This is a genomic window from Ruegeria sp. CDSC025, from assembly GCF_059610805.1.
In genome coordinates this window covers 206,829-226,983 of the sequence record NZ_JBXWOJ010000001.1, presented here as the reverse complement: position 1 = coordinate 226,983, position 20,155 = coordinate 206,829, and the positions used below count along the sequence as shown (strand labels likewise).

At 57.8% G+C, this 20,155-nt stretch carries 18 protein-coding genes; 14 read left to right on the top strand and 4 right to left on the bottom strand.

Going from position 1 to position 20,155, the window contains the following annotated elements:
* Positions 1–8 precede the first annotated feature (8 nt).
* The 5 genes from AC2FH8_RS01140 (at position 9) to AC2FH8_RS01120 (ending at position 5,430) form a co-directional block, all read left to right on the top strand.
* Positions 9–608, top strand: a complete 600-nt coding sequence (locus AC2FH8_RS01140; protein WP_142634260.1) for a nucleotidyltransferase family protein — start codon at positions 9–11, stop codon at positions 606–608.
* A 753-nt stretch (positions 609–1,361) separates the two neighbouring features.
* On the top strand, positions 1,362–2,798 hold the full coding sequence (locus AC2FH8_RS01135) for a Do family serine endopeptidase (protein ID WP_496687714.1): 1,437 nt from the start codon (positions 1,362–1,364) through the stop codon (positions 2,796–2,798).
* Between the two features lie 183 nt (positions 2,799–2,981).
* Positions 2,982–3,662 carry a response regulator transcription factor gene (locus AC2FH8_RS01130; RefSeq protein ID WP_142634264.1) on the top strand — a complete coding sequence of 227 codons (681 nt, stop codon included), beginning with the start codon at positions 2,982–2,984 and terminating at the stop codon, positions 3,660–3,662.
* Positions 3,655–5,025 (top strand): sensor histidine kinase, encoded by a 1,371-nt coding sequence (locus AC2FH8_RS01125; RefSeq protein WP_496687711.1) that lies wholly within the window; start codon positions 3,655–3,657, stop codon positions 5,023–5,025. Before AC2FH8_RS01130 ends, AC2FH8_RS01125 begins: the two co-directional genes overlap by 8 nt.
* 57 nt (positions 5,026–5,082) lie before the next feature.
* On the top strand, positions 5,083–5,430 hold the full coding sequence (locus AC2FH8_RS01120) for a TfoX/Sxy family protein (protein WP_496687709.1): 348 nt from the start codon (positions 5,083–5,085) through the stop codon (positions 5,428–5,430).
* Between the two features lie 54 nt (positions 5,431–5,484).
* Here the strand turns inward: AC2FH8_RS01120 and ndk are convergent, their stop codons facing one another.
* Both ndk and AC2FH8_RS01110 read right to left on the bottom strand, forming a co-directional pair.
* The gene (ndk, locus tag AC2FH8_RS01115) at positions 5,485–5,907 is read right to left on the bottom strand and encodes a nucleoside-diphosphate kinase (RefSeq protein WP_142634270.1); all 423 of its coding nucleotides are present in this window, start codon (positions 5,905–5,907) and stop codon (positions 5,485–5,487) included.
* Positions 5,908–6,023: 116 nt separating this feature from the next.
* Positions 6,024–7,226 (bottom strand): multidrug effflux MFS transporter, encoded by a 1,203-nt coding sequence (locus AC2FH8_RS01110; RefSeq protein ID WP_271946668.1) that lies wholly within the window; start codon positions 7,224–7,226, stop codon positions 6,024–6,026.
* A gap of 106 nt (positions 7,227–7,332) precedes the next feature.
* Here AC2FH8_RS01110 and AC2FH8_RS01105 point away from each other — a divergent pair, with 106 nt between their 5' ends.
* The 7 genes from AC2FH8_RS01105 to AC2FH8_RS01075 all read left to right on the top strand — a co-directional run bounded on the left by AC2FH8_RS01105 (position 7,333) and on the right by AC2FH8_RS01075 (position 14,263).
* The gene (locus AC2FH8_RS01105; RefSeq protein ID WP_281994729.1) at positions 7,333–9,186 is read left to right on the top strand and encodes an ABC-F family ATP-binding cassette domain-containing protein; all 1,854 of its coding nucleotides are present in this window, start codon (positions 7,333–7,335) and stop codon (positions 9,184–9,186) included.
* Positions 9,183–9,803: a MarC family protein gene (locus AC2FH8_RS01100; protein ID WP_142634274.1), complete on the top strand. Its 621-nt coding sequence runs from the start codon at positions 9,183–9,185 to the stop codon at positions 9,801–9,803. Before AC2FH8_RS01105 ends, AC2FH8_RS01100 begins: the two co-directional genes overlap by 4 nt.
* Before the next feature lie 40 nt (positions 9,804–9,843).
* Positions 9,844–10,425 (top strand): retropepsin-like aspartic protease family protein, encoded by a 582-nt coding sequence (locus AC2FH8_RS01095; protein ID WP_142634277.1) that lies wholly within the window; start codon positions 9,844–9,846, stop codon positions 10,423–10,425.
* 48 nt (positions 10,426–10,473) lie between these two features.
* The gene (locus AC2FH8_RS01090; protein WP_496687704.1) at positions 10,474–11,100 is read left to right on the top strand and encodes an ImuA family protein; all 627 of its coding nucleotides are present in this window, start codon (positions 10,474–10,476) and stop codon (positions 11,098–11,100) included.
* Between the two features lie 61 nt (positions 11,101–11,161).
* Entirely contained in the window at positions 11,162–12,376 is a 1,215-nt protein-coding gene (locus tag AC2FH8_RS01085; protein ID WP_271946656.1) for an MFS transporter, read from the top strand.
* On the top strand, positions 12,373–12,969 hold the full coding sequence (locus tag AC2FH8_RS01080; RefSeq protein ID WP_281994730.1) for a YceI family protein: 597 nt from the start codon (positions 12,373–12,375) through the stop codon (positions 12,967–12,969). Before AC2FH8_RS01085 ends, AC2FH8_RS01080 begins: the two co-directional genes overlap by 4 nt.
* Positions 12,970–13,039: 70 nt before the next feature.
* A complete protein-coding gene (locus AC2FH8_RS01075; RefSeq protein WP_496687701.1) occupies positions 13,040–14,263 on the top strand; it encodes an MFS transporter in 1,224 nt (407 codons plus the stop codon).
* A 33-nt stretch (positions 14,264–14,296) separates the two neighbouring features.
* Here the strand turns inward: AC2FH8_RS01075 and AC2FH8_RS01070 are convergent, their stop codons facing one another.
* Together AC2FH8_RS01070 and AC2FH8_RS01065 are read right to left on the bottom strand one after the other, a co-directional pair.
* On the bottom strand, positions 14,297–15,958 hold the full coding sequence (locus AC2FH8_RS01070; protein ID WP_496687698.1) for a flotillin family protein: 1,662 nt from the start codon (positions 15,956–15,958) through the stop codon (positions 14,297–14,299).
* 34 nt (positions 15,959–15,992) lie between these two features.
* Entirely contained in the window at positions 15,993–16,709 is a 717-nt protein-coding gene (locus tag AC2FH8_RS01065; RefSeq protein WP_496687695.1) for an OB-fold-containig protein, read from the bottom strand.
* A 256-nt stretch (positions 16,710–16,965) separates the two neighbouring features.
* On the opposite strand from AC2FH8_RS01065, the gene metG reads away from it, so the two are divergent.
* Both metG and AC2FH8_RS01055 read left to right on the top strand, forming a co-directional pair.
* Positions 16,966–18,684, top strand: a complete 1,719-nt coding sequence (gene metG / locus AC2FH8_RS01060) for a methionine--tRNA ligase (RefSeq protein WP_281994733.1) — start codon at positions 16,966–16,968, stop codon at positions 18,682–18,684.
* Between the two features lie 289 nt (positions 18,685–18,973).
* Positions 18,974–20,152 (top strand): efflux RND transporter periplasmic adaptor subunit, encoded by a 1,179-nt coding sequence (locus AC2FH8_RS01055; RefSeq protein WP_142634293.1) that lies wholly within the window; start codon positions 18,974–18,976, stop codon positions 20,150–20,152.
* The last annotated feature ends 3 nt before the right edge of the window (positions 20,153–20,155 follow it).

Here is a 20,155-nt window from a genome sequence, read left to right as displayed (position 1 = left end):
GTCGGCGCATGACGCAAATACCCATCATCCTTCTGGCCGCCGGACAATCCCGGCGTATGCGAGGCGCAGATAAGCTGCTGCAAGAAATTGATGGCTGCCCGCTGCTGCTCCGTTCCGCCCAGACGGCACGGGCTGCATCGTCGGTTATTGTTGCCCTGCCGTCCAAGCCTCATCCCAGGTACGACGTGTTGCAGGGGCTGGACCTGCATCTGGTCGAAATCGCAGATGCGGAAGAAGGTATGAATGCCAGCTTACGAGGGGCCCTGTCTGCTGTTGGGCAAGAGGCCGAAGCCGTCATGGTTCTGCTAGCTGACCTGCCTGAAATCACTCTGGATGACCTTCAGACGCTGATCAAGGCAACTAAGGCGTATCCGGATAAGCTGATCTGGCGCGGGTCGACCGCGTCAGGACAGCCTGGCCACCCTGTGATCTTCAGCCGTCTCCTGTTCGATCAGATCAGCCGCCTGACCGGAGACGAAGGCGCACAATCTGTGGTTCGGGACCATCCGGACAAGGTCCATCTATGTGTGCTCCCCGGCCAACATGCCGTGCTGGATCTGGACACGCCCGAAGCATGGGATATCTGGACCAAAAATCGCAACAGTTAAAACGAGTACGGCCCGGTCAATGAAGACCGGGCCGGTTACCCAATTAAGGACTACCACTTTTCACTGATCCTGAAAGCGCGTCCAGAACACACTAGGCATTCCGAATATTCCGCAACCGAACCTAAACAAGACCCCCTCGTTAACATGCCGCTCAGCGCTTCCAGAGACTGTGACAAGCCGTTGGCACCCCCTAGTGCCGCCGACTTCCCTTCGCTTGGGCAAGACCATCGTCACCTATCAGATGCTCTCAAACAACGTAAAATTGGCCTAAACTTGCATTTTCTGATGTATCAGTTTGGTTTTTACGCAACATTTCTCTCAATGTGTTTCTACTATAGGTTGTTCGTCCGAGAAAATCTAAATGCAAGTACACTCCATTTATCACAGACCATATATATAACATGTTCATAATATGATATGTTTCCGGCAAATTCAGCCTATGACATCAGATCTACTCACAACCAATGGCTGTGTCATAAATCCATCAATTTCTGAGCGCTCGCTTTGTTTATCAAACAGATTTAATTCAACTAAAATCATCATTTGACTGCCGAACAGGCAACAATCCACCGATTCTCACCTTATGATTCGGAAGATTTCCGCGAATCTTTGCCACCCGACGCCGGGATAGAGCCTCTCGTTTGTGGCAAAATTAAGATTTATTAACCAACCAATCAGGAAAGTCACAGACTGATGCAGCATCTCTTGATCCAAGGCGCGGCCAGTGTCGCGTGCTTCAATCAGGAGACCAAAATGAGCATCCGTAAATCCTCTCTTCTTATGCCACGCACATCAAACTGGATAGGCGTCTCAGCGCTGAGTGCGGCATTGTTGGCGACGGCCGCCCTGCCCTCGAAAGCTGACGAAGCGCTGGCTGATTTAGTTGAGAGCGTGTCACCTTCTGTCGTGACCATCATCGCGGAACAAAACGCCGCCAAGGGCCCGGAAAATGGACAGCAGTTTGATTTCGAAGGCCAACCTTTCGGTGAGTTCTTCAAACGCTTTGGCGTGCCTGAAGGGTTCGATGCCCCGCGTCGTGGTCCGTCTCAGGGTTTGGGGTCAGGTTTTGTACTGGATGAAGCCGGGTACATCATTACGAACCATCACGTGGTCGACGATGCCGCGACCGTGACCGTGCGCCTGAATGATGACCGAACTTTTGAGGCTGAGGTGATCGGTACCGACCCGTTGACCGATATCGCGGTTCTCAAGATCGACGCGGGCGAGCCACTTCAGGCCGTAGAGCTTGGCAATAGCGATGTAATCCGTGTGGGCGAGGATGTCGTCGCCATCGGGAACCCGTTTGGCCTCAGCTCGACCGTGACGACCGGGATTGTATCGGCCAAGGACCGCAATATTTCGCAGGGACCTTATGCCGAGTTCATCCAGACGGATGCGGCCATCAACAAAGGCAATTCCGGTGGCCCGCTGTTCAACATGGATGGTGAGGTTATCGGCGTGAACTCGGCCATCTATTCCCCGAGCGGTGGGTCGGTCGGGTTGGGTTTTGCCGTCACGTCGAACATTGTGGACCATATTGCCGCGGATCTGCGCGATGATGGCCAGGTCAGCCGCGGTTGGCTGGGTGTGTCAATCCAGAATGTCAGCCCTCAGATCGCTGCGGCGATGGGAATTGATGCCTCTAACGGCGCATTGGTTTCGGACGTTGTTGCCAACAGCCCTGCCGAAGGCATCCTGGAACAGGGCGACGTCATCCTGACCTTTAACGGCGAACCCGTCGCGTCCAGCAGCGACCTGCCGATCCTTGTCGGGACTACCAAGGTTGGAACAGAAAGCACGCTTACAGTTTTACGCAACGGCAGTGAGCAAGACATAAAGTTGACGATTGGACAACATCAGTCCGCATCGGCCGAAATGGACAAGTCAGTGGATGAAGGCATTTCGGGCACCGCCCTGGGCGTCACCGTTGCACCACTAACAGAAACCAACCGTGCGGAACTGGGCGTGGCCGAGAATATTGACGGTGTGATCGTCACGGACCTGAAACCGGACAGCCCTGCAGCAAAAGCCGGTCTTCAGCGTGGCGACGTGATCGTGAAGCTGGGCAACCAGGATACGGCCACACCTGACGCGCTGAAAGAAGCGCTGGACAGCGAAAAAACCGATCCCGCGCTTGTCCTGATCAACCGTGGCGGCAACCAGATCTTTGTTGCGGTGGAAATCGCCTGATCGAACACCTGCGCGCGCCACGTGATGGGGAGATCTGGCGGGCGCCTCTCTGGCATGATTGAATTGTCCGCAATCTGCCGGAGCAGCCGGGTGCGCAACGACGCACCCGGCATCTAAACCGGTCAAATCTTGTACTTTGTTTGAAAAATTGTGTTTAAGTTCCGGTAGAAAGGATTTCAGATCATGAGCCGACGCCTGTTGATCGTTGAAGATGATGAAGACACCCGGGAATTCATAGCAAAAGGATTCAGCGAGGAAGGATATGTCGTCGAACAGGCCGCGGATGGGCGCGAAGGGCTGTATCACGCCACAGATGGTGGCTTTGACGCCATCGTTCTGGACCGAATGCTGCCCGGTCTAGACGGCCTGTCACTGATCAAATCCATGCGCGCCGCGGGTCTGAAAACTCCGGTTCTGATGTTAACCGCAATGAGCGCGGTCGATGAGAGAGTCAAAGGCCTGAGGGCCGGTGCAGATGATTATCTGGTCAAACCGTTCTCTTTTCAGGAACTGCATGCGCGGATCGAAGCTCTGTTAAGACGCCCGCAGGAATCTGAGGAAAACCCGACCCTGACCTGCCGCGATCTGGATATGGATTTACTGACCCGCAAAGTCACTCGCAACGGGCGAGAGATTACCCTGACACCGCGTGAATTTCAGATTTTGGAGTTCTTCCTGAGACGCAAGAACCGCGTGGTGTCACGCACTATGTTGCTGGAAGGTGTCTGGGATTATCATTTCGACCCGAACACCAATGTGGTTGACGTCCATATCTCGAAACTGCGCCGCCAATTGGATGAAGGCGGAGAGATCCCGTTGATTGAAACAGTCCGGGGCGCAGGTTACATGATATCTGATGGATAACCTGCGGCTTTCGTTCAATAATTCCAGAACACGTTTGGTTCTGGCCAGCATGGTTCTGAGCACATTGCTGACAGCCACCGTGCTGGCCCTTGTCTATGTCACCGCAAATCGCAGTATCGAAAGCGAAACCCGCTCGGTGGTTTCCGCGGAATTGACCGGTCTGGCCGATGAATACGAAAGGCGCGGGCTCATCGGTTTGCTGACAGCCATCGAACGCCGTATTCCCACCGCCTCTGAACGGGATGCCCTTTACTTATTGACCGACCGCAACGGGTCGAAATTGGCTGGCAACCTGAGGCAATGGCCCGATGACATCACTGCCGGAAGTGGTTGGGTCCAACTTGAGCTGCGACGCTCGGACAGCGAACAGCTGGTGCCAATCTCGGCTGCATCCATTCGTCTGCCGGGCGGAGAACGCCTGCTTGTCGGGCGGGATGCGTTGGCACGACAGCAGTTTGACCGTGTTCTTTTACGCTCGGTCGGCTTCGCGCTGGCAATCGCGCTGGCGCTGAGCGTCCTGACAGGCTGGCTGTTTACCAGGCTCGTCTTTTCGCGCCTGTCTGACATCGCCTCGACCGCAGAAAATATCGTTTCAGGCGACCTGTCGCGCAGGATGCCCTTGCGCGGGACCGGTGATGAATTCGATCAGGTTTCAGGTACGCTCAATACGATGCTGGACCGGATCGAGGAATTGGTCAGCAATCTAAGGACAACCTCGAATTCGATCGCGCATGATCTACGCTCTCCTTTGTCGCGGTTGAAACAGCGGGTCGAATCCCTGTCAGATAGCCGCAAATCCGAACAGGATCGCGAAATCGACATCGCGCGCGCGACGACCGAGGTTGATCATGTCCTGCGGGTTCTAGGCCAACTGACTGAGATTTCGCGTGCCGAAGCAGGTGTCGGGCGAGAGCAGTTCGAAGATGTCGACCTTAATCAACTCGTGGCGGACGTGGTCGAGCTCTATGATCCGGTTGCCACGGATCAGGGCGTAACACTTGAAGTTACAGGGTCAACTGCCCCCCTTCCCGGCCACCGCCCCCTTTTGTCTCAGGCACTGTCCAACCTGTTGGAAAATGCTCTGCGATACGCGCCTGATGGTTCGACCATCACGATCAATATTGCGGATGACGGCCGGTACGCTAACCTCAGCGTGCGGGATCGCGGCCCGGGGGTTCCTCAGGACGATCTGGCCCGCCTGCAGATGCCCTTTGTGACGCTTGACCCCGCAAGAACCGAGCGCAATGCAGGTCTTGGGCTGGCTTTGGTTGCCGCGATTTCACATATGCACAAAGGCATGTTCGACGCCCGCAACTGTGACCCGGGGCTTGAGGCCACAATCCGTCTGTCACGCAAACCCTGACCCCCAAGGCAAAAGGATCGGGTGACAGTAATTCTGACACCGGTTAAAACGTCGATTATGTCTGACCCGATCTCAACTATCCGTAATCTCGGCCCGGCCTATGAACAGGCTTGCGCGCGTGCCGGTATCCACTCGGCCCAGCAACTGCGCGAGATAGGCCCCGACGCGGCCTATGCAAAACTCTTGCAGGCAGGATCGCGCCCTCATTTCATCGGCTATTATGTTTTGGTGATGGGGCTGCAAGGCCGCCCCTGGAACGATTGCAAAGGCGAAGAGAAAAAAGCCCTGCGGCAAAGGTTCGACGCAATCAAAGCCAGCAACAGCACTGCGCCGCAAACGAAGATGATCGCCGACTTGGATGCGATCGGCGTCCGGATATCTTCGGACGATTTGAAACCCGCATAGAAAAAGCCGCCCCCGACCCCGGGAGCGGCTTTATAGGCTTGATCTTAAAACAGATTAGCCGACCAGTTCGATGCCCGAGAAGAAATAGGCGATCTCAACCGCTGCGGTTTCCGGTGCGTCTGAACCGTGGACCGAGTTCTCGCCAACCGATTCAGCGAACTCGGCGCGGATGGTGCCGGGGGCCGCATCTGCGGGGTTGGTAGCGCCCATGACTTCGCGGTTCTTGGCAATGGCGCCTTCGCCTTCCAGAACCTGTACAATAACCGGCTCGGACGACATGAATTCGCACAGTTCGTCATAGAACGGGCGCTCGGCATGGACGTCATAGAACTTGCCAGCTTGTGCTTTGGTCATGTGAATGCGCTTTTGCGCTACGATGCGCAGACCGGCCTCTTCAAACTTGGCGTTGATCTTGCCAGTCAGGTTGCGGCGGGTTGCATCGGGTTTGATGATCGAGAATGTGCGTTCCAGTGCCATGTCGGCCTCTCCTTAAAATAGGGCGCGGGGCCCGCGCCGAAATCCATCGCGGGCCGCGTATCATGGTCTGTAGCTTATGAAAAGTGTTATGATGCCCTGCTCCGGCGCTTTGCCGGTCACAATGTGCTGGGCAACGGGTCCAGACTGTCGATCCGACGAACATAGAGCACGGCCAGAAGGCCGATAAAGCTGCACCCGCACATCATGCCAAGCACAAGAAAAGGTCCGTTTTCAGGGCTGACAAAGGCGCCGGTGATCGTGGTCAGAACCGCCCCCAGCGCAACAATCATTGCACCTGACAGGCCCGCCGCGCTGCCTGCCAGTTTGGGACGAACCGACATCACGCCCGACGATGCATTGGCGTTGGTCAGTCCATTGCCGAAACCGACACAGATGGCCGAGCCGAAAAAGACCCAAACCGTACCAAGCCCGACCCAAAACAGAAGCAGCCCGCAAAGCGGCCCTGCCGTGGCCACATTCCGCCCTATCAGGATCATCGTTGTTAACTGCGTCCGCGCCGCCAATCGGCCAGTGACAAAATTCCCGACCATGAACCCGCCGGTGATAATGCCGATCCCAAGACCCAGCATCGCGGGGCTCAGATCAAACCAAGCAGCTGCAACCAACGGTGCACCGGTGATAAAACTGAAAAAACCGCCGATCGAAAATGCCGCGCATAGGGCATAACCCCAAAACCTGCGGGCGCGGAACAGATGCGGATATTCCTTCAGCTGCGCCGCGAATGTTGGGGCGCGGTTTATATTGGTCTCTCCCATATCAAACCACAGCAAAGCCAGCAGACCGGTGCCAAGTAAGGAATACAGAACAAACCCCGAGCGCCAGCCAAACAGCATGTCCAACGCGCCGCCCAACATCGGTCCCAGCATTGGCGCCAATGCCATAGCCATTGCGACATAGCCCAGCTTGCTGGCCGCCTCGTTGGGGGGATAGCGGTCGCGGATTGAGGCGCTGGACAGCACAGACCCGGCGACGACCACAGCCTGAATGAGGCGAAAACCCAGAAACACCCAGATTGACCCAGCCAGCACGCAGCCGATGGATGCGACCACGAAGATCGACATGCAGATCAACAGGACCGGTCTGCGCCCATATCGATCCGACAGAGGACCCATGATCAGTTGCAGCACAGCAGAAACCGCCAGATATCCCGCAACCGCCAGATTCATAAGGCCGTAATCCACCTGAAAGTCCACGCTCATATGCGCCAGCGATGGCAGGAACATATTCAGCGTCAGCACCGACAACGCCGTGGCAAAGACCAGCGTGACCAACGACGGAGGTGTTCGGGCTGTATGCATGATGGAACCGTGTGAAAACTTCAGGCAAAACAGCGCTAACACATTGAATGCCGGTTGAACATGCAAGCTGCTGGCGGCGGCATAACGGCTCTGCTAAGAGCAGCATATGTTACGGATTCAAGACATCACCTATGCCGTTGAAGGCCGCCCTTTGTTCGAGGGCGCAAGCGCAACCATCCCCGATGGCCACAAGGTTGGACTAGTGGGGCGCAATGGCACCGGCAAGACCACCCTGTTTCGCTTGATCCGGGGGGAGCTGGCGCTGGAATCGGGCAGTATCGCTGTCCCGAAACGGGCGCGTATTGGTGGCGTGGCGCAAGAGGTGCCCTCGTCCGATGCCTCACTGATCAATACCGTTCTGGCCGCCGATACCGAGCGCAGCGCGTTGATGACTGAAGCCGATAGTGCCACGGACCCCGGACGCATCGCCGATATTCAGACCCGGCTGGCCGATATAGACGCCTGGTCGGCCGAAGCGCGCGCAGCCTCGATCCTCAAGGGGTTGGGGTTCGATGACGAGGATCAGCTGAAACCCTGTTCGGACTTTTCCGGCGGTTGGCGCATGCGCGTCGCGCTAGCAGCGGTACTGTTCTCGCAGCCTGACCTGTTGCTGCTGGACGAACCGACCAACTATCTGGATCTGGAAGGCGCTCTGTGGCTGGAAAGCTATCTGGCGAAATACCCGCACACGGTGATCATCATCAGCCATGACCGCGGCTTGCTGAACCGCGCTGTGGGGTCGATCCTGCATCTGGAAGACCGCAAGCTGACCTATTACGCGGTGCCTTACGATAAATTTGCGGAACGCCGCGCCGAACGTCTGGCACAGGCGGAATCGGAAAACACCAAGGCCAAGGCGCGCATCGCGCATCTGCAAAGCTTCGTGGATCGCTTTCGCTATAAGGCGTCCAAAGCAGTTCAGGCTCAGTCGCGCCTGAAGATGATCGAACGCATTCAGTTGGTCTCGACCCCGCAAGAGGCTGCTCTGCGCGCTTTTTCCTTCCCAGAACCCGAAGAACTATCGCCCCCGATCATTCAGATCGAAGGCGGTGTGACGGGATACGGCGAGACCGAGGTGCTGCGCAGACTGAACCTGCGCATTGATCAGGATGACCGCATCGCGCTGCTGGGCAAGAACGGTCAGGGCAAATCGACCCTGTCCAAGCTGCTGTCTGATCGTCTGCCGTTGATGGCTGGCAAGATGAGCCGCAGCACCAAGCTGCGCATCGGCTATTTTGCACAGCATCAGGTGGATGAGCTGCATGTGGACGAGACGCCCTTGGATCATCTCCGCCGATTGCGCCCGAATGAAGCACCGGGCAAATGGCGCTCGCGTTTGGCCGGGTTCGGATTGAATGCCGATCAAGCAGAAACCAAGGTCGGGCGGCTGTCCGGCGGTCAAAAGGCGCGCCTGTCGCTGCTGCTTGCCACCATCGACGCCCCGCATATGCTGATTCTGGACGAACCGACCAACCATCTGGACATCGAAAGCCGCGAGGCGCTGGTTGAGGCATTGACCGCCTATTCCGGGGCCGTGGTGCTGGTCAGTCATGACATGCACCTACTGTCGCTGGTGGCGGACCACCTCTGGCTGGTCTCGGACGGATCCGTCAAACAGTTTGACGGGGATCTGGAATCTTATCGGTCCCTACTGCTGGGCCGCGACAAACCTGTTAAGGAAAAGCCGCTGACGGCCAAGCCCAAACGCCCATCGCGCGAGGCGGTTCTGAACCTGCGCGCCGATCTGCGCAAATGCGAGGAACGGATCGAGAAATTGACGGATATGCACGAAAAGCTCTCGGCCAAACTGGCGGACCCCAGTTTGTATGAAGACGACAAGATCAACGACCTAGCGACCTGGAACCGGAAATTTGCCGAGGTGGTCGAGGCAATGCAAAAAGCCGAGGCGCTTTGGGTGGTTGCGGCAGAGCGGTTGGAACAGGCAGAGACCGCAGCATGATGGATACAGCCTTTCTCATAACCTCGTTTACAACATTGCTTGTGGTCATTGATCCGCCAGCACAAACGCCGATCTTTGTGGCCCTGACACAAGGCATGGATCGGCATGCGCGCTATACAATAGCGGTGCGCGCCTGTCTGACGGCGGCTGGGATTCTGGCCATGTTCGCCGCATTCGGCGAGGCGGTTCTGGGCTTTATTGGCATCTCGATGGAGGCGTTCCGCGTTGCGGGCGGCGTTCTGTTGTTCCTCACAGCGCTGGACATGCTGTTCGAACGGCGCACCAAGCGGCGCGAAAACAGCGCCGAAGAAGAAGAGCATCCTGATCCTTCGGTATTTCCGTTGGGTATTCCCCTGATTGCAGGACCCGGCGCGATTGCCACAATGATCCTGCTGGCCGGGCAGCATCCGGGCATAGAGGGTCTGGCCGTGGTGATCGGCATGATGCTGATCGTAGTGGCGATGGTGTTCGTCACCTACCTGTCTTCAGGCGCGGTGGCACGAATTCTGGGCAAGACCGGGCTGAATGTGCTGACCCGCCTGCTGGGCATGCTGCTGGCGGCCTTGTCAGTTCAGTTTATCTTGGATGGGCTAAAAGCCTTTGGATTTGCGTCATAAATCCCCATATTGGATTCGAGTGACTCAGTAAGGTAGCGGTATGGACGGCGACAGCATTGCAAATCTGGCCTATCTTGGATTGCTGGGCGCAGCGGTCGTGGCCTGGTTTATCTCTCAGAACCGGCAAAGCCTGAACAAAACGTTGCAACAGGCTCTGGCCTGGGTGTTTATTTTTATCGGCATCATTGCCGCCTATGGACTATGGGGCGATATCCGCAGCACTGTGGGCCCTGCCCCGCAGATGACCGTGACCGGCGAAAGCATCGAAGTGCCGCGCGCTTATGACGGGCATTACTATCTACCGGTTCTGGTCAACGGAGAACCCATCACCTTTTTGGTCGATACCGGCGCCAGCCAGATTGTGTTGAACGAGGCGGATGCCAGACGCATCGGTGTTGACCCCGATCAGCTGAACTATTTCGGGCGGGCCCTAACGGCCAATGGCGAGGTGCGCACCGCCCCGATACGGCTGGACAGCCTTGAACTGGGGCCGATCACGGATCGCAATGTCTCGGCCTGGGTGAATGAAGGTGCGCTGGATCAGTCCTTGCTGGGCATGGATTACCTGCACCGGTTCTCGAATATTCAATTCGCGGATGGGCGTCTGATCCTGTCGCGCTGATGCCCTCTCGATATTGAGAACATAATAAGAACATGCTAGAGTAATAGCATGTCCACACATCTTCTTGGCCGCAAACCCGCACGACAAATGGCAGGGCTGAATCTCCATCCGCAGATCACCCTGCAACTGGCCCGCGTGCACGAGGCCTGCGGCCCCGCCCGGCGCAGCTTTGCCATGTGGCTGGCCGGTCAGGCACAGGGGCCGGTGTTGTGGATTTCCCCCGCGTGGGAGGCCAGCCAGTTGCACCCAGGCGGGATGATGGCCTTTGCCGATCCTGCTCGGTTCCTGTTTGCCCGCCCCAACCATGCCGAGGATCTGCTGTGGTGCATGGAAGAAGCGTTGCGCAGCGGGGCAACCCCACTGGTGATCTGCGATCTGCCCGAGGCGCCCGGCCTGACGTCGGTCCGACGGATGCATCTGGCCGCGGAACAAGGCGGCACGATGGGGCCAGCCCCGCTGGGCCTGCTACTGACCCCTGGAGATGGCGGCGCACAGGGGGTTGAAACCCGCTGGCACATGGCTGCGGATCATCACGCCGGGGTTCCCTGCTGGACCCTGACCCGCCGTCGCGCCCGCGCCCTGCCCCCGGTCAGCTGGCAGGCCACCCAGACCAAGCCTCATGCCGGGCTGAACCTGACGCGGATCAAAGCCCAAGATGTGTATTGGGGGGAATAAGTTACGCGGCTCACGGCACTTGTGACTAGCCAAGTGCCACATCCAACCCTAGCGTTCCGGTATGAGCCATCCAATCCATGACAGCCGCTATTCTTGGCTTCGCCTTCTGATCACCCTCGCAATCGCTACGGTGGCGAATGTGGGCATGTGGGCGGTAATCGTCGTGATGCCCGCGATCGAGGCGCAATTCAGCGCCGGTCGGGCCGAAGCCTCATTTCCCTATGTCTTGTCGATGATCGGGTTTGCACTGGGGAACATGTGGCTGGGACAACTGGTTGATCGGTTAGGCGTGACCAAGGCACTGATCGGTGCCGCCCTTCTGAGCGCGGTCAGCTATCTGTTGGCAACATGGGCGCCGAATATGCTGCTCTTGTCACTGGCCCATCTGCTGTTGGGGTTGGGCACGGCTGTTGGTTTTGGCCCTCTGATCGCGGATATCTCACACTGGTTCATGAAACGCCGCGGGATTGCGGTGGCGTTGGTTGCCAGCGGAAACTACCTGTCCGGGGCGATCTGGCCAACGCTTCTGTCAGGCATCCTTGCACGTGAGGGATGGCAGCAGGTCTATCTGACGCTGGCGGTCATAACGCTGCTCGTTGTCATCCCCCTGTCTCTGCTGTTGCGCCGGCAAGTCCCGATCGAGGCCCATCAAACCGCCGCCGCCAATGCGCAGATCAACGCGCGCAGCGTGGGAATATCGCCGCGCAGCTTGCAATACGTTCTTGGTCTGGCCGGAATCGGCTGTTGCGTGGCCATGTCGATGCCGCAGGTCCATATCGTGTCCTACTGCGTCGGGCTCGGATATGGCCCGGCGGTCGGGGCCGAGATGCTCTCGCTGATGTTGCTGGGCGGCGTGGTCAGCCGAGTGATCTCGGGGTTGGTCGCCGACAAGCTAGGCGGGTTGATGACATTGCTGGTCGGCTCTTTCCTGCAATGTATCGCCCTATTTCTGTTCCTGCCCTATGACGGGATGGCCTCACTTTACATTATCAGCCTCATGTTCGGTCTGGCGCAGGGCGGCATTGTCCCCAGCTATGCGCTGGTCGTACGTGAATATATGCCCCCGCAAGAGGCCGGAGCACGCGTTGGCTTTGTCATGATGATGACCATCATGGGCATGGCACTGGGCGGATGGATGTCCGGGTGGATTTACGACTTAACCGGAAATTATCAACTGGCCTTTATTAATGGCATCCTCTGGAACGGGCTGAACATCGTTATCCTGCTGATGTTGCTAAGGCGATCGCGGCCCCGCAGGCAGGAGGTCATGATATGACCCAACTGACAAGGCGCGCTGTACTGTCCGGGTTGACCGCCCTGCCATTTGCGCACCCGGCTCTGGCCGGGTTGCGTCCCTATGAACTGGTCCGCAATGGCACTTCCGTAGATTTTACGTTCGAGCTGTCCGGAATCACACAGTCCGGAACCATGCCGATACGATCTGCAGATATCCGAATTGACATGACCGACCTGGCCAACAGCCGGGTGGATGTTTCGCTGAACGTTGCCAAGGCGCGAACCAACCTGCCCTTTGCCCGCAAACCCATGCTCAGCGCTGGGGTTCTGGACGCCACAGGATTTCCCACAATTCATTTCACCTCGACCGATATTCAGCTTGGCAACGGTGGACGTATCTCGAACGGGGCCGAGATCACAGGAGATCTGACCTTGCGTGGTGTAACGCGACCAATCACATTGCGCGCCAATATTTTTCGCCCGCCCGGCAGCGCCCGAGACAACTTGAATAACCTCTCCATCCAACTCAGCGGTTCACTGAACCGTCACGAATTTGGCGCCTCGGGTTATTCCGACCTCGTAAAGGAAACTGTTGGCCTTGATATCCGGGCCAAGATCAAAAAGACTGGATAGATCAAAAACGACGCCACAAAGTCGATAAGCCGCGCGCACCGCGCTGGAAATATCGCAATCTGAGCCCATCATGCGCACGATCATTTCCTTTGCCGCCCTATTTCTTTCCGTCATTCTGCTTCAACTGTCCACCGGTGGCGTTGGCCCGCTGGATGCGATTTCCGGCCTGACCCTGAATTTCACCACTGGGCAGATTGGTCTGTTGGGCTCGGCTCATTTCGTTGGCTTCTTTGTGGGATGCTGGTGGGCCCCGCGCCTGATGGGAAGCGTCGGCCATTCGCGGGCATTTGCCGTTTGCACAGCTTTGGGCGCAATGGGGTTGCTGGGGCACACCCTGACGGACAACGCTTATATCTGGGCGGCCCTTCGGATCGCGTCAGGCGCCTGTGTCGCCGGGTGCTACACAGTGATCGAGGCCTGGCTGAACGCAAAGGTCACGAATGAGACGCGCGGGCGCGCCATGGGCACCTATCGCATCGTCGATATGGGCGCGTCCCTCTGCGCCCAGCTGATCATCGCAGTTCTGCCGCCAGCATCATATGTCTCGTATAACTTGCTGGCGATCCTGTGCTGCGCTGCCCTGTTGCCGCTAACACTGACGCGCGCCAGCCAGCCCGAAACGCCCGACGCCCCGCGGCTGCGCCCGAAACTGGCCTGGAACAGCTCTCCTCTGGCGGTGGCCGGGGTGGTAGTTGCCGCTTTAAGCTCGGCGTCCTTTCGGATGGTCGGCCCTGTTTACGGGCAAGAGGTCGGGCTTGGCGTCGATCAGATCGCGTTTTTCCTGGCGTCTTTCGTGCTGGGCGGCGCGTTGGCGCAATATCCGATGGGATGGCTGGCCGATAAATACGACAGGCGCTGGGTACTGATCTGGCTTTCGGTAGCCGCCGTCCTAAGCTGCGGTGTGACCATGGCCGCCAGCAACACCGGGACCGTCGGCGTCATGCTGGCCGCGTGTTTGTTCGGCTTTACGACCTTCCCGATTTTCTCGGTTTCATCCGCGCACGCCAATGACTTTGCCACAACCGAACAACGGGTCGAGCTCTCTGCCGCGCTGATGTTCTGGTATGCGCTGGGTGCGATTGCCTCGCCTTATGTGTCATCCACCTTGATCCAATCCTTTGGACCCGGCGCGCTTTTTGCCTTTGTAGCGCTTGGCCACGTGTTCCTAATCATCTTTGGTCTGGCGCGGATGCGGTCTCGACCGACACCCGAGGAACGCACCAGTTATGTCTATTCACCGCGGACCTCGTTTACCATCGGACGCTTGCTGAAACGTTCGCGCGAGGGGCGATAGAAATAGGGCCGGGAATATCCCGGCCCATTCGCTTTAGTGTTCGGTCCGTAGTTCCTTGTCGACCTCTTCCACCGGATCAACAGTCGGTTCGAGCGCGCCGTTGACGATACCGCCTACACCGTTCTCCATCGACAGGCCCAGCTCTTCGCCCAGCTTTTTCAGCGCGGGCATCTGCACGGCCATACCCATGATCGAATCCAGCGCCTGGTTCACCACCGGCTTGTCGCCATTGGCGCCTCCGCCACCACCGGCGGCACCGATCCCGCCAACCTGATGGATCTTGATCGAGTCGATCTTTTCGGCAGGTTTGACCATTTCCGCAATGATCGTCGGCATCGCCTCAATCCGGGCCAGATCAACCTTCAGACGGATCTGATCAACGGACAGGGCATTGTCAGCCTCGACAATCGCGCGCTTACCTTCCGCTTCGGCCAGCATGTCGTTCTTCTTGGCCTCGGCGCGGATGTTCAGCGCATCCGCTTCGGCTTGCGCCTCTTCGCGGCGCGCCTCAGCACGGTCAGCGGCGGCCTCTTTCTCGGCCTGGGCGGCCAGACGGATGGCTGTGGCCTGACGTTCCGCCTCACGCGTCGCTTCGATCAGAACGATCTGCTTCTGTCGCTCGGCCTCGGCCACCTGACGGGCGGTAACCACCGCTTCGGTCGCTTTGGTCGCCTCAGCGCGGGCCAGATCGGCAGAGGCACGGGCGCGGCTTTCCTCTTCGGATTTCTGCGCGATGATGATCTGACGCTCTTGCTCGGCAACCTCCAACTCACGCTCTTTCGAGATCTCGGCCTCACGGATTTTACGCTCGCGTTCAATGTCAGCCGCTCGAATTGCTTCCTCGCGCGCAATCCGGGCACGCTCGGTTTCACGTACAGAATCCTCGGTCCGCGCGGCGATCTCGGCCTCTTGCGCCACGCGCAGGGTTTCGATCTGTTGCGTCTGTTCGATGCGCGCCTGCTCTTCGTCCTTGTCGATCAACAGCTTCTGACGCTGAGCTTCCATCGCTGCACGGCGCACTTCCACCTCGGCATCCGCATCAATCTGCGCGCGCTCTTTTTTCGAGGTCGCAATCACCTCGGCCAGCTTGCGCATACCCACGGCGTTAAAGGCGTTGTTCTCATCCAGCGCTTCGAACGGCGTCTGGTCCAACGCGGTCAGCGAGACCGATTCCAGCGACAGGCCGTTTTTCAACAGGTCTTCGGAGACCGCATTCTGCACCTCTTGCACAAAGTCAGCGCGGTTTTCGTGCAGACCGTCCATGGTCATCTGCGCGGCCACGGCGCGCAGACCGTCGATCAGTTTGCCTTCGATCATCTCACGCAGTTGTTCGATATCGAATGTGCGGGCGCCCAGGGTTTGGGCGGCACGTGCGATGCCTTCGTCCGTAGCCATCACCGAGACATAAAACTCGACACCTACATCGACACGCATCCGGTCTTTCGTGATCAGGGCAGCCTCAGCGCTGCGTTGAACTTCAAGGCGCAGCGTTTTCATGTTTACTGGGCTGACTTCGTGCAGAAGGGGGATAACCCAAGCGCTACCGTCCATAATAACTTTCTTGCCGCCAGCACCAGTCTTAACAAGACTGATCTCGCGGGTGGTCCGTCGGTACAACCGTTTCAAAACCAATCCAATTAACACTAGTATCGATAAAACGGTCGCAACAATAATGATCAGGAGTTCAAGTCCCATGCAAAATCCTCCAAGATTGGGGTTTGAAATTTAGTTAGTCTGACAAGCCGACCAGAACGAACCGGTCTTGCCGTCGGTCGCGCAAGACAAGCACTTCGGTGCCTTGTTCCAGCGTATCCTTGTCCTGCAGGGGCTCAGCGCGCAGGTAATGCGCATTGCCAAAGCGATCCATGACCCGCACTTCGGCCGGGCGGCCACGCGATGCTGTCCCTTGCGAGATGAAACCGCGACGGCGGGCCAGCATCCGTTCAGACATCGCCTCGGTCTCGGTTTTCGGCAGCAGGCGGGCAAAGACCGCGCTAAAGCCACGCGCAAACCAGATGCCAAAGGCCCCGGCCGGGATCGCGGCCATCCATGAGGGCAGATCAAAGCCCATCACATCACGCAGGCCCAGCTGCAGACCGATGCCCGACAGGCCGAAGCCAGCCAGCAGAACCACCAGCCAGATCATGAACGGCACTTTGCCAAAGCCCAGCCAGCTTGCAGGACCGTCCGAGGCCACAACCGGCGTTTCCGCCGCGACCTCGGCCAGCTCGAACTCACCCAGATCGACATCCGCGTCCAGATCAAGTTCGAAATCACCAATGTCCAATTCCGGAGCGTCAACCACATCAAGGTCAACCTCGCCCTCACCCGCCATCAGGCTTCCACCCAGCAACAGCGCCACCAGTTCCAGCCCCAAAAGGCCAAACAACAGCGCAATCGCAATGGTAAAGGGCACAAATGCACCCTCGAGTAGAAAACTGAGCATCAGTGGGCTGTCTCCGTAATTGTATACTATGGTATGCAGTAAATATGGGGAGTCATGACAAAGTTTCAAGAGGTTGTGATTCTATATTTCAACCTATGGGTAATTAACATGGTGACACAGCGGCAGTCGGGAAATCCGTTCTTTGGGGTTTTTTCGGTGCCTGGGGCCGGAAAGTGGCATCCGGGCAAAAGCCGGGCTTTTGCTGGGCTGTGACATAAGATAGACGGGCCTGCAGTTACATACGCGGAAACGGAACATGGCTCGGATTCTCATCACCTCGGCGATCCCCTATATCAACGGGATCAAGCACCTCGGCAATCTGATCGGCTCGCAACTGCCTGCCGACCTGTATGCGCGGTATCAGCGCGGCCGGGGGAATGAGGTCATGTTTCTCTGCGCCACCGACGAACACGGCACCCCGGCCGAGCTGGCCGCCGCCAAGGCAGGCAAGCCGGTCGCGGATTACTGTGCCGAGATGCATGGTGTGCAGGCCGATATCGCACAGCGCTTTGGCCTGAGCTTTGATCACTTTGGCCGCTCATCCAGCCCCCAGAACAAGGTGCTGACCCAGCATTTCGCAGGCAAATTGGATGACGCCGGGTTGATCCGCGAGGTGAGCGAGAAACAGGTCTATTCCCACGCCGATGGGCGCTTTCTTCCTGACCGCTATATTGAAGGCACCTGCCCCAACTGCGGGTACGACCGTGCGCGCGGTGATCAGTGCGAAAACTGTACCAAACAGCTGGACCCGACCGACCTGATCGAGCCGCGCTCGGCCATTTCCGGTTCGACCGACCTTGAGGTGCGCGAAACCAAGCACCTGTATTTGCGCCAGTCATCAATGAAGGATCAACTAAACGCCTGGATCGACTCCAAGACCGATTGGCCGATCCTGACCACCTCCATCGCCAAGAAATGGTTACATGACGGCGACGGCCTGCAAGACCGTGGCATTACCCGCGATCTGGACTGGGGCGTGCCGGTCAAGAAAGGCGATCAGGACTGGCCCGGCATGGAGGGCAAGGTCTTTTACGTCTGGTTCGACGCGCCGATCGAATACATCGCCTGCGCCAAGGAGTGGGCTGATGCGACCGGCAAGCCGGATGCCGAGTGGGAGCGCTGGTGGCGCACTGACAAAGGTGCCGATGACGTGCGCTATGTTCAATTCATGGGTAAGGACAACGTGCCTTTCCATACCCTGTCCTTCCCGGCGACCATTCTAGGTTCGGGTGAGCCGTGGAAGATGGTCGACCATCTGAAATCCTTCAACTACCTGAACTATGACGGCGGCCAGTTCTCGACCAGCCAAGGTCGCGGCGTGTTCATGGACCAGGCGCTGGACATCCTGCCTGCCGATTACTGGCGCTGGTGGCTGCTGAGCCATGCGCCCGAAAGCAGCGATAGCGAATTCACCTGGGAGAACTTCCAGCAATCGGTGAACAAGGATCTGGCCGATGTGTTGGGCAACTTCGTCAGCCGGATCACCAAGTTCTGCCGCTCAAAATTCGGCGAGGCGGTGCCCCAAGGCGGCACCTATGGCGACCGCGAGCAGGCCCTGATCGAAGAGCTGACCCGCCGCGTCCGCGCCTATGAAGGGTTCATGGAGGCAATGGAAGTTCGCAAATCCGCCCAGGAATTGCGCGCCATCTGGGTTGCCGGGAACGAGTATCTTCAATCCGCGGCACCCTGGTCGACCTTCAAGGAAGATCCCGAACAGGCCGCGGTACAGGTGCGTCTGGGTCTGAACTTGATCCGGCTCTATGCCGTGCTCAGTGCGCCGTTCATTCCCGAAACCACCGCCCGTATGCTGAGCGCGATGAACACGATGGATACCGCCTGGCCTGACGATGTTGCGGCGGCCCTGTCCGCCCTGCCCGCAGGCCACGACTTTGCCGTTCCCGATGTTCTGTTCGCCAAGATCACCGACGAACAGCGCGAAGACTGGCAGGACCGTTTTGCAGGTGTCCGCACCTAAGACACCCGACCGGGAAAAGAATACAGGGGGCTTAACGGCCCCCTTTTTTCATTTTGCGTTTGATCCAGATTGCCGGAAACGACCTTGCCAGATCAGGGAACTAGCCCTGGCCGATTTGCGTAAACCTGCCGCCCTACAGAAAAATATCCTTGGGTAAGCGATTGCCCTACGGGCTAACACGCTTGAGAAACCTAGCAAAACCAGCCATCCTCACGAAGAGTTTAGGCGACTCGGACCGCTGGCGGCGACCCGAGTTGTGTCCAGTTTTTGTTTCAATGGGGCTTCTGCCATGATCCTTGCATCAACACTTTTCAGCTTTCGACCGAATGACCCCATAGCCAAATCCGTTTGGTATGCCGCAGCTTTGGCCCTGTGTGGGTTGGTGGTGCCAGCTGCCGCGCAGGATAAAAGTGACGCCCCACCGCCCAAAGTGTCCATCGCAGCGGCCTACACGCAAGAAATCACGGACGAGGCGACTTTCATCGGTCGAGCTGAGGCGCTGAACAAGGCCGATATTGTCGCCCGGGTCAGCGGATTTCTGGACAGTCAGAATGTTGAAGACGGCGCGATGGTGAATGAAGGCGACCTTATGTTCACGATCGAGCCGGACCTGTATCAGGCGACACTAGATGCACGGAATGCCGATCTGGACCGTGCCGAAGCAAATCTTGAGCTCGCCAAAGTTGACCTGGCCCGGAAGGAAGAACTTTACAAACGCGATGCCACTCCGGAAAGCGAACGGGATATCGCCCGTGCCAACGAACTTGTAGCCATTGCCGAAGTCAAAGCCGCGAAAGCCGCGATCCAACAGGCCGAACTTGATCTGAGCTATACGAAGGTCCACGCACCGTTCACCGGCCGTATCGGGCGGGTCGCTATCAGCGTCGGGGATGTTGTTGGCCCGAACAACCCACCATTGGTGAATATCGTCAGCGAGGCACCAGTGTATGTGAATTTCTCGTTGAACGAAAAACAGTTTACCTCGGTTCTTGAACAATATGGCGAGAATGCATCGTCGCTGGCCGAAAGCCCCAAAAGCCCGAATGTGCATGTAACGCTGCCCAATGGATCGGACTTGGGCGAAACAGGTTCGATTGTTTTCGTTGACAACCATATCGACCCGCTAACTGGAACGATTGCAATGCGGGCCGAATTCACAAATGCCGACCGGCTGATCCTCGATGGTCAGTTCCTGAGCGTTCATATCGAAGCCCTGGAGCCGACCTTGCAGGTTCTGATCCCGCAGGCGGCCTTGTCACGTGATCAGCGCGGTGATTTCGTTCTGGTCGTTAACGATAAGCAAATGGTCGAACAGCGCTATATCACCACCGGCGACAATGTCGGAACTGCTGTGATCGTTCTAGACGGCCTGCGCGAAGGGGAAAGCGTGATCGTCGAGGGCCTCCAGCGCGTGCGCCCGGGTGTGGCAGTGGATGCTGTCACCGCATCCGAGCAGCCGGGAGAGTAACAG

Excerpts from the sequence above, each read along its gene's own strand:
- AC2FH8_RS01055 (WP_142634293.1), top strand. The coding sequence starts at position 18,974 with ATGATCCTTGCATCAACACTTTTCAGCTTTCGACCGAATGACCCCATA.
- AC2FH8_RS01065 (WP_496687695.1), bottom strand. The coding sequence starts at position 16,709 with ATGCTCAGTTTTCTACTCGAGGGTGCATTTGTGCCCTTTACCATTGCG.
- AC2FH8_RS01125 (WP_496687711.1), top strand. The coding sequence starts at position 3,655 with ATGGATAACCTGCGGCTTTCGTTCAATAATTCCAGAACACGTTTGGTT.
- AC2FH8_RS01140 (WP_142634260.1), top strand. The coding sequence starts at position 9 with ATGACGCAAATACCCATCATCCTTCTGGCCGCCGGACAATCCCGGCGT.
- metG (WP_281994733.1), top strand. The coding sequence starts at position 16,966 with ATGGCTCGGATTCTCATCACCTCGGCGATCCCCTATATCAACGGGATC.
- AC2FH8_RS01120 (WP_496687709.1), top strand. The coding sequence starts at position 5,083 with ATGTCTGACCCGATCTCAACTATCCGTAATCTCGGCCCGGCCTATGAA.
- AC2FH8_RS01075 (WP_496687701.1), top strand. The coding sequence starts at position 13,040 with ATGCGCACGATCATTTCCTTTGCCGCCCTATTTCTTTCCGTCATTCTG.
- AC2FH8_RS01130 (WP_142634264.1), top strand. The coding sequence starts at position 2,982 with ATGAGCCGACGCCTGTTGATCGTTGAAGATGATGAAGACACCCGGGAA.
- AC2FH8_RS01105 (WP_281994729.1), top strand. The coding sequence starts at position 7,333 with ATGTTACGGATTCAAGACATCACCTATGCCGTTGAAGGCCGCCCTTTG.
- AC2FH8_RS01085 (WP_271946656.1), top strand. The coding sequence starts at position 11,162 with ATGAGCCATCCAATCCATGACAGCCGCTATTCTTGGCTTCGCCTTCTG.
- AC2FH8_RS01070 (WP_496687698.1), bottom strand. The coding sequence starts at position 15,958 with ATGGGACTTGAACTCCTGATCATTATTGTTGCGACCGTTTTATCGATA.
- AC2FH8_RS01110 (WP_271946668.1), bottom strand. The coding sequence starts at position 7,226 with ATGCATACAGCCCGAACACCTCCGTCGTTGGTCACGCTGGTCTTTGCC.
- ndk (WP_142634270.1), bottom strand. The coding sequence starts at position 5,907 with ATGGCACTGGAACGCACATTCTCGATCATCAAACCCGATGCAACCCGC.
- AC2FH8_RS01135 (WP_496687714.1), top strand. The coding sequence starts at position 1,362 with ATGAGCATCCGTAAATCCTCTCTTCTTATGCCACGCACATCAAACTGG.
- AC2FH8_RS01095 (WP_142634277.1), top strand. The coding sequence starts at position 9,844 with ATGGACGGCGACAGCATTGCAAATCTGGCCTATCTTGGATTGCTGGGC.
- AC2FH8_RS01090 (WP_496687704.1), top strand. The coding sequence starts at position 10,474 with ATGTCCACACATCTTCTTGGCCGCAAACCCGCACGACAAATGGCAGGG.
- AC2FH8_RS01080 (WP_281994730.1), top strand. The coding sequence starts at position 12,373 with ATGACCCAACTGACAAGGCGCGCTGTACTGTCCGGGTTGACCGCCCTG.
- AC2FH8_RS01100 (WP_142634274.1), top strand. The coding sequence starts at position 9,183 with ATGATGGATACAGCCTTTCTCATAACCTCGTTTACAACATTGCTTGTG.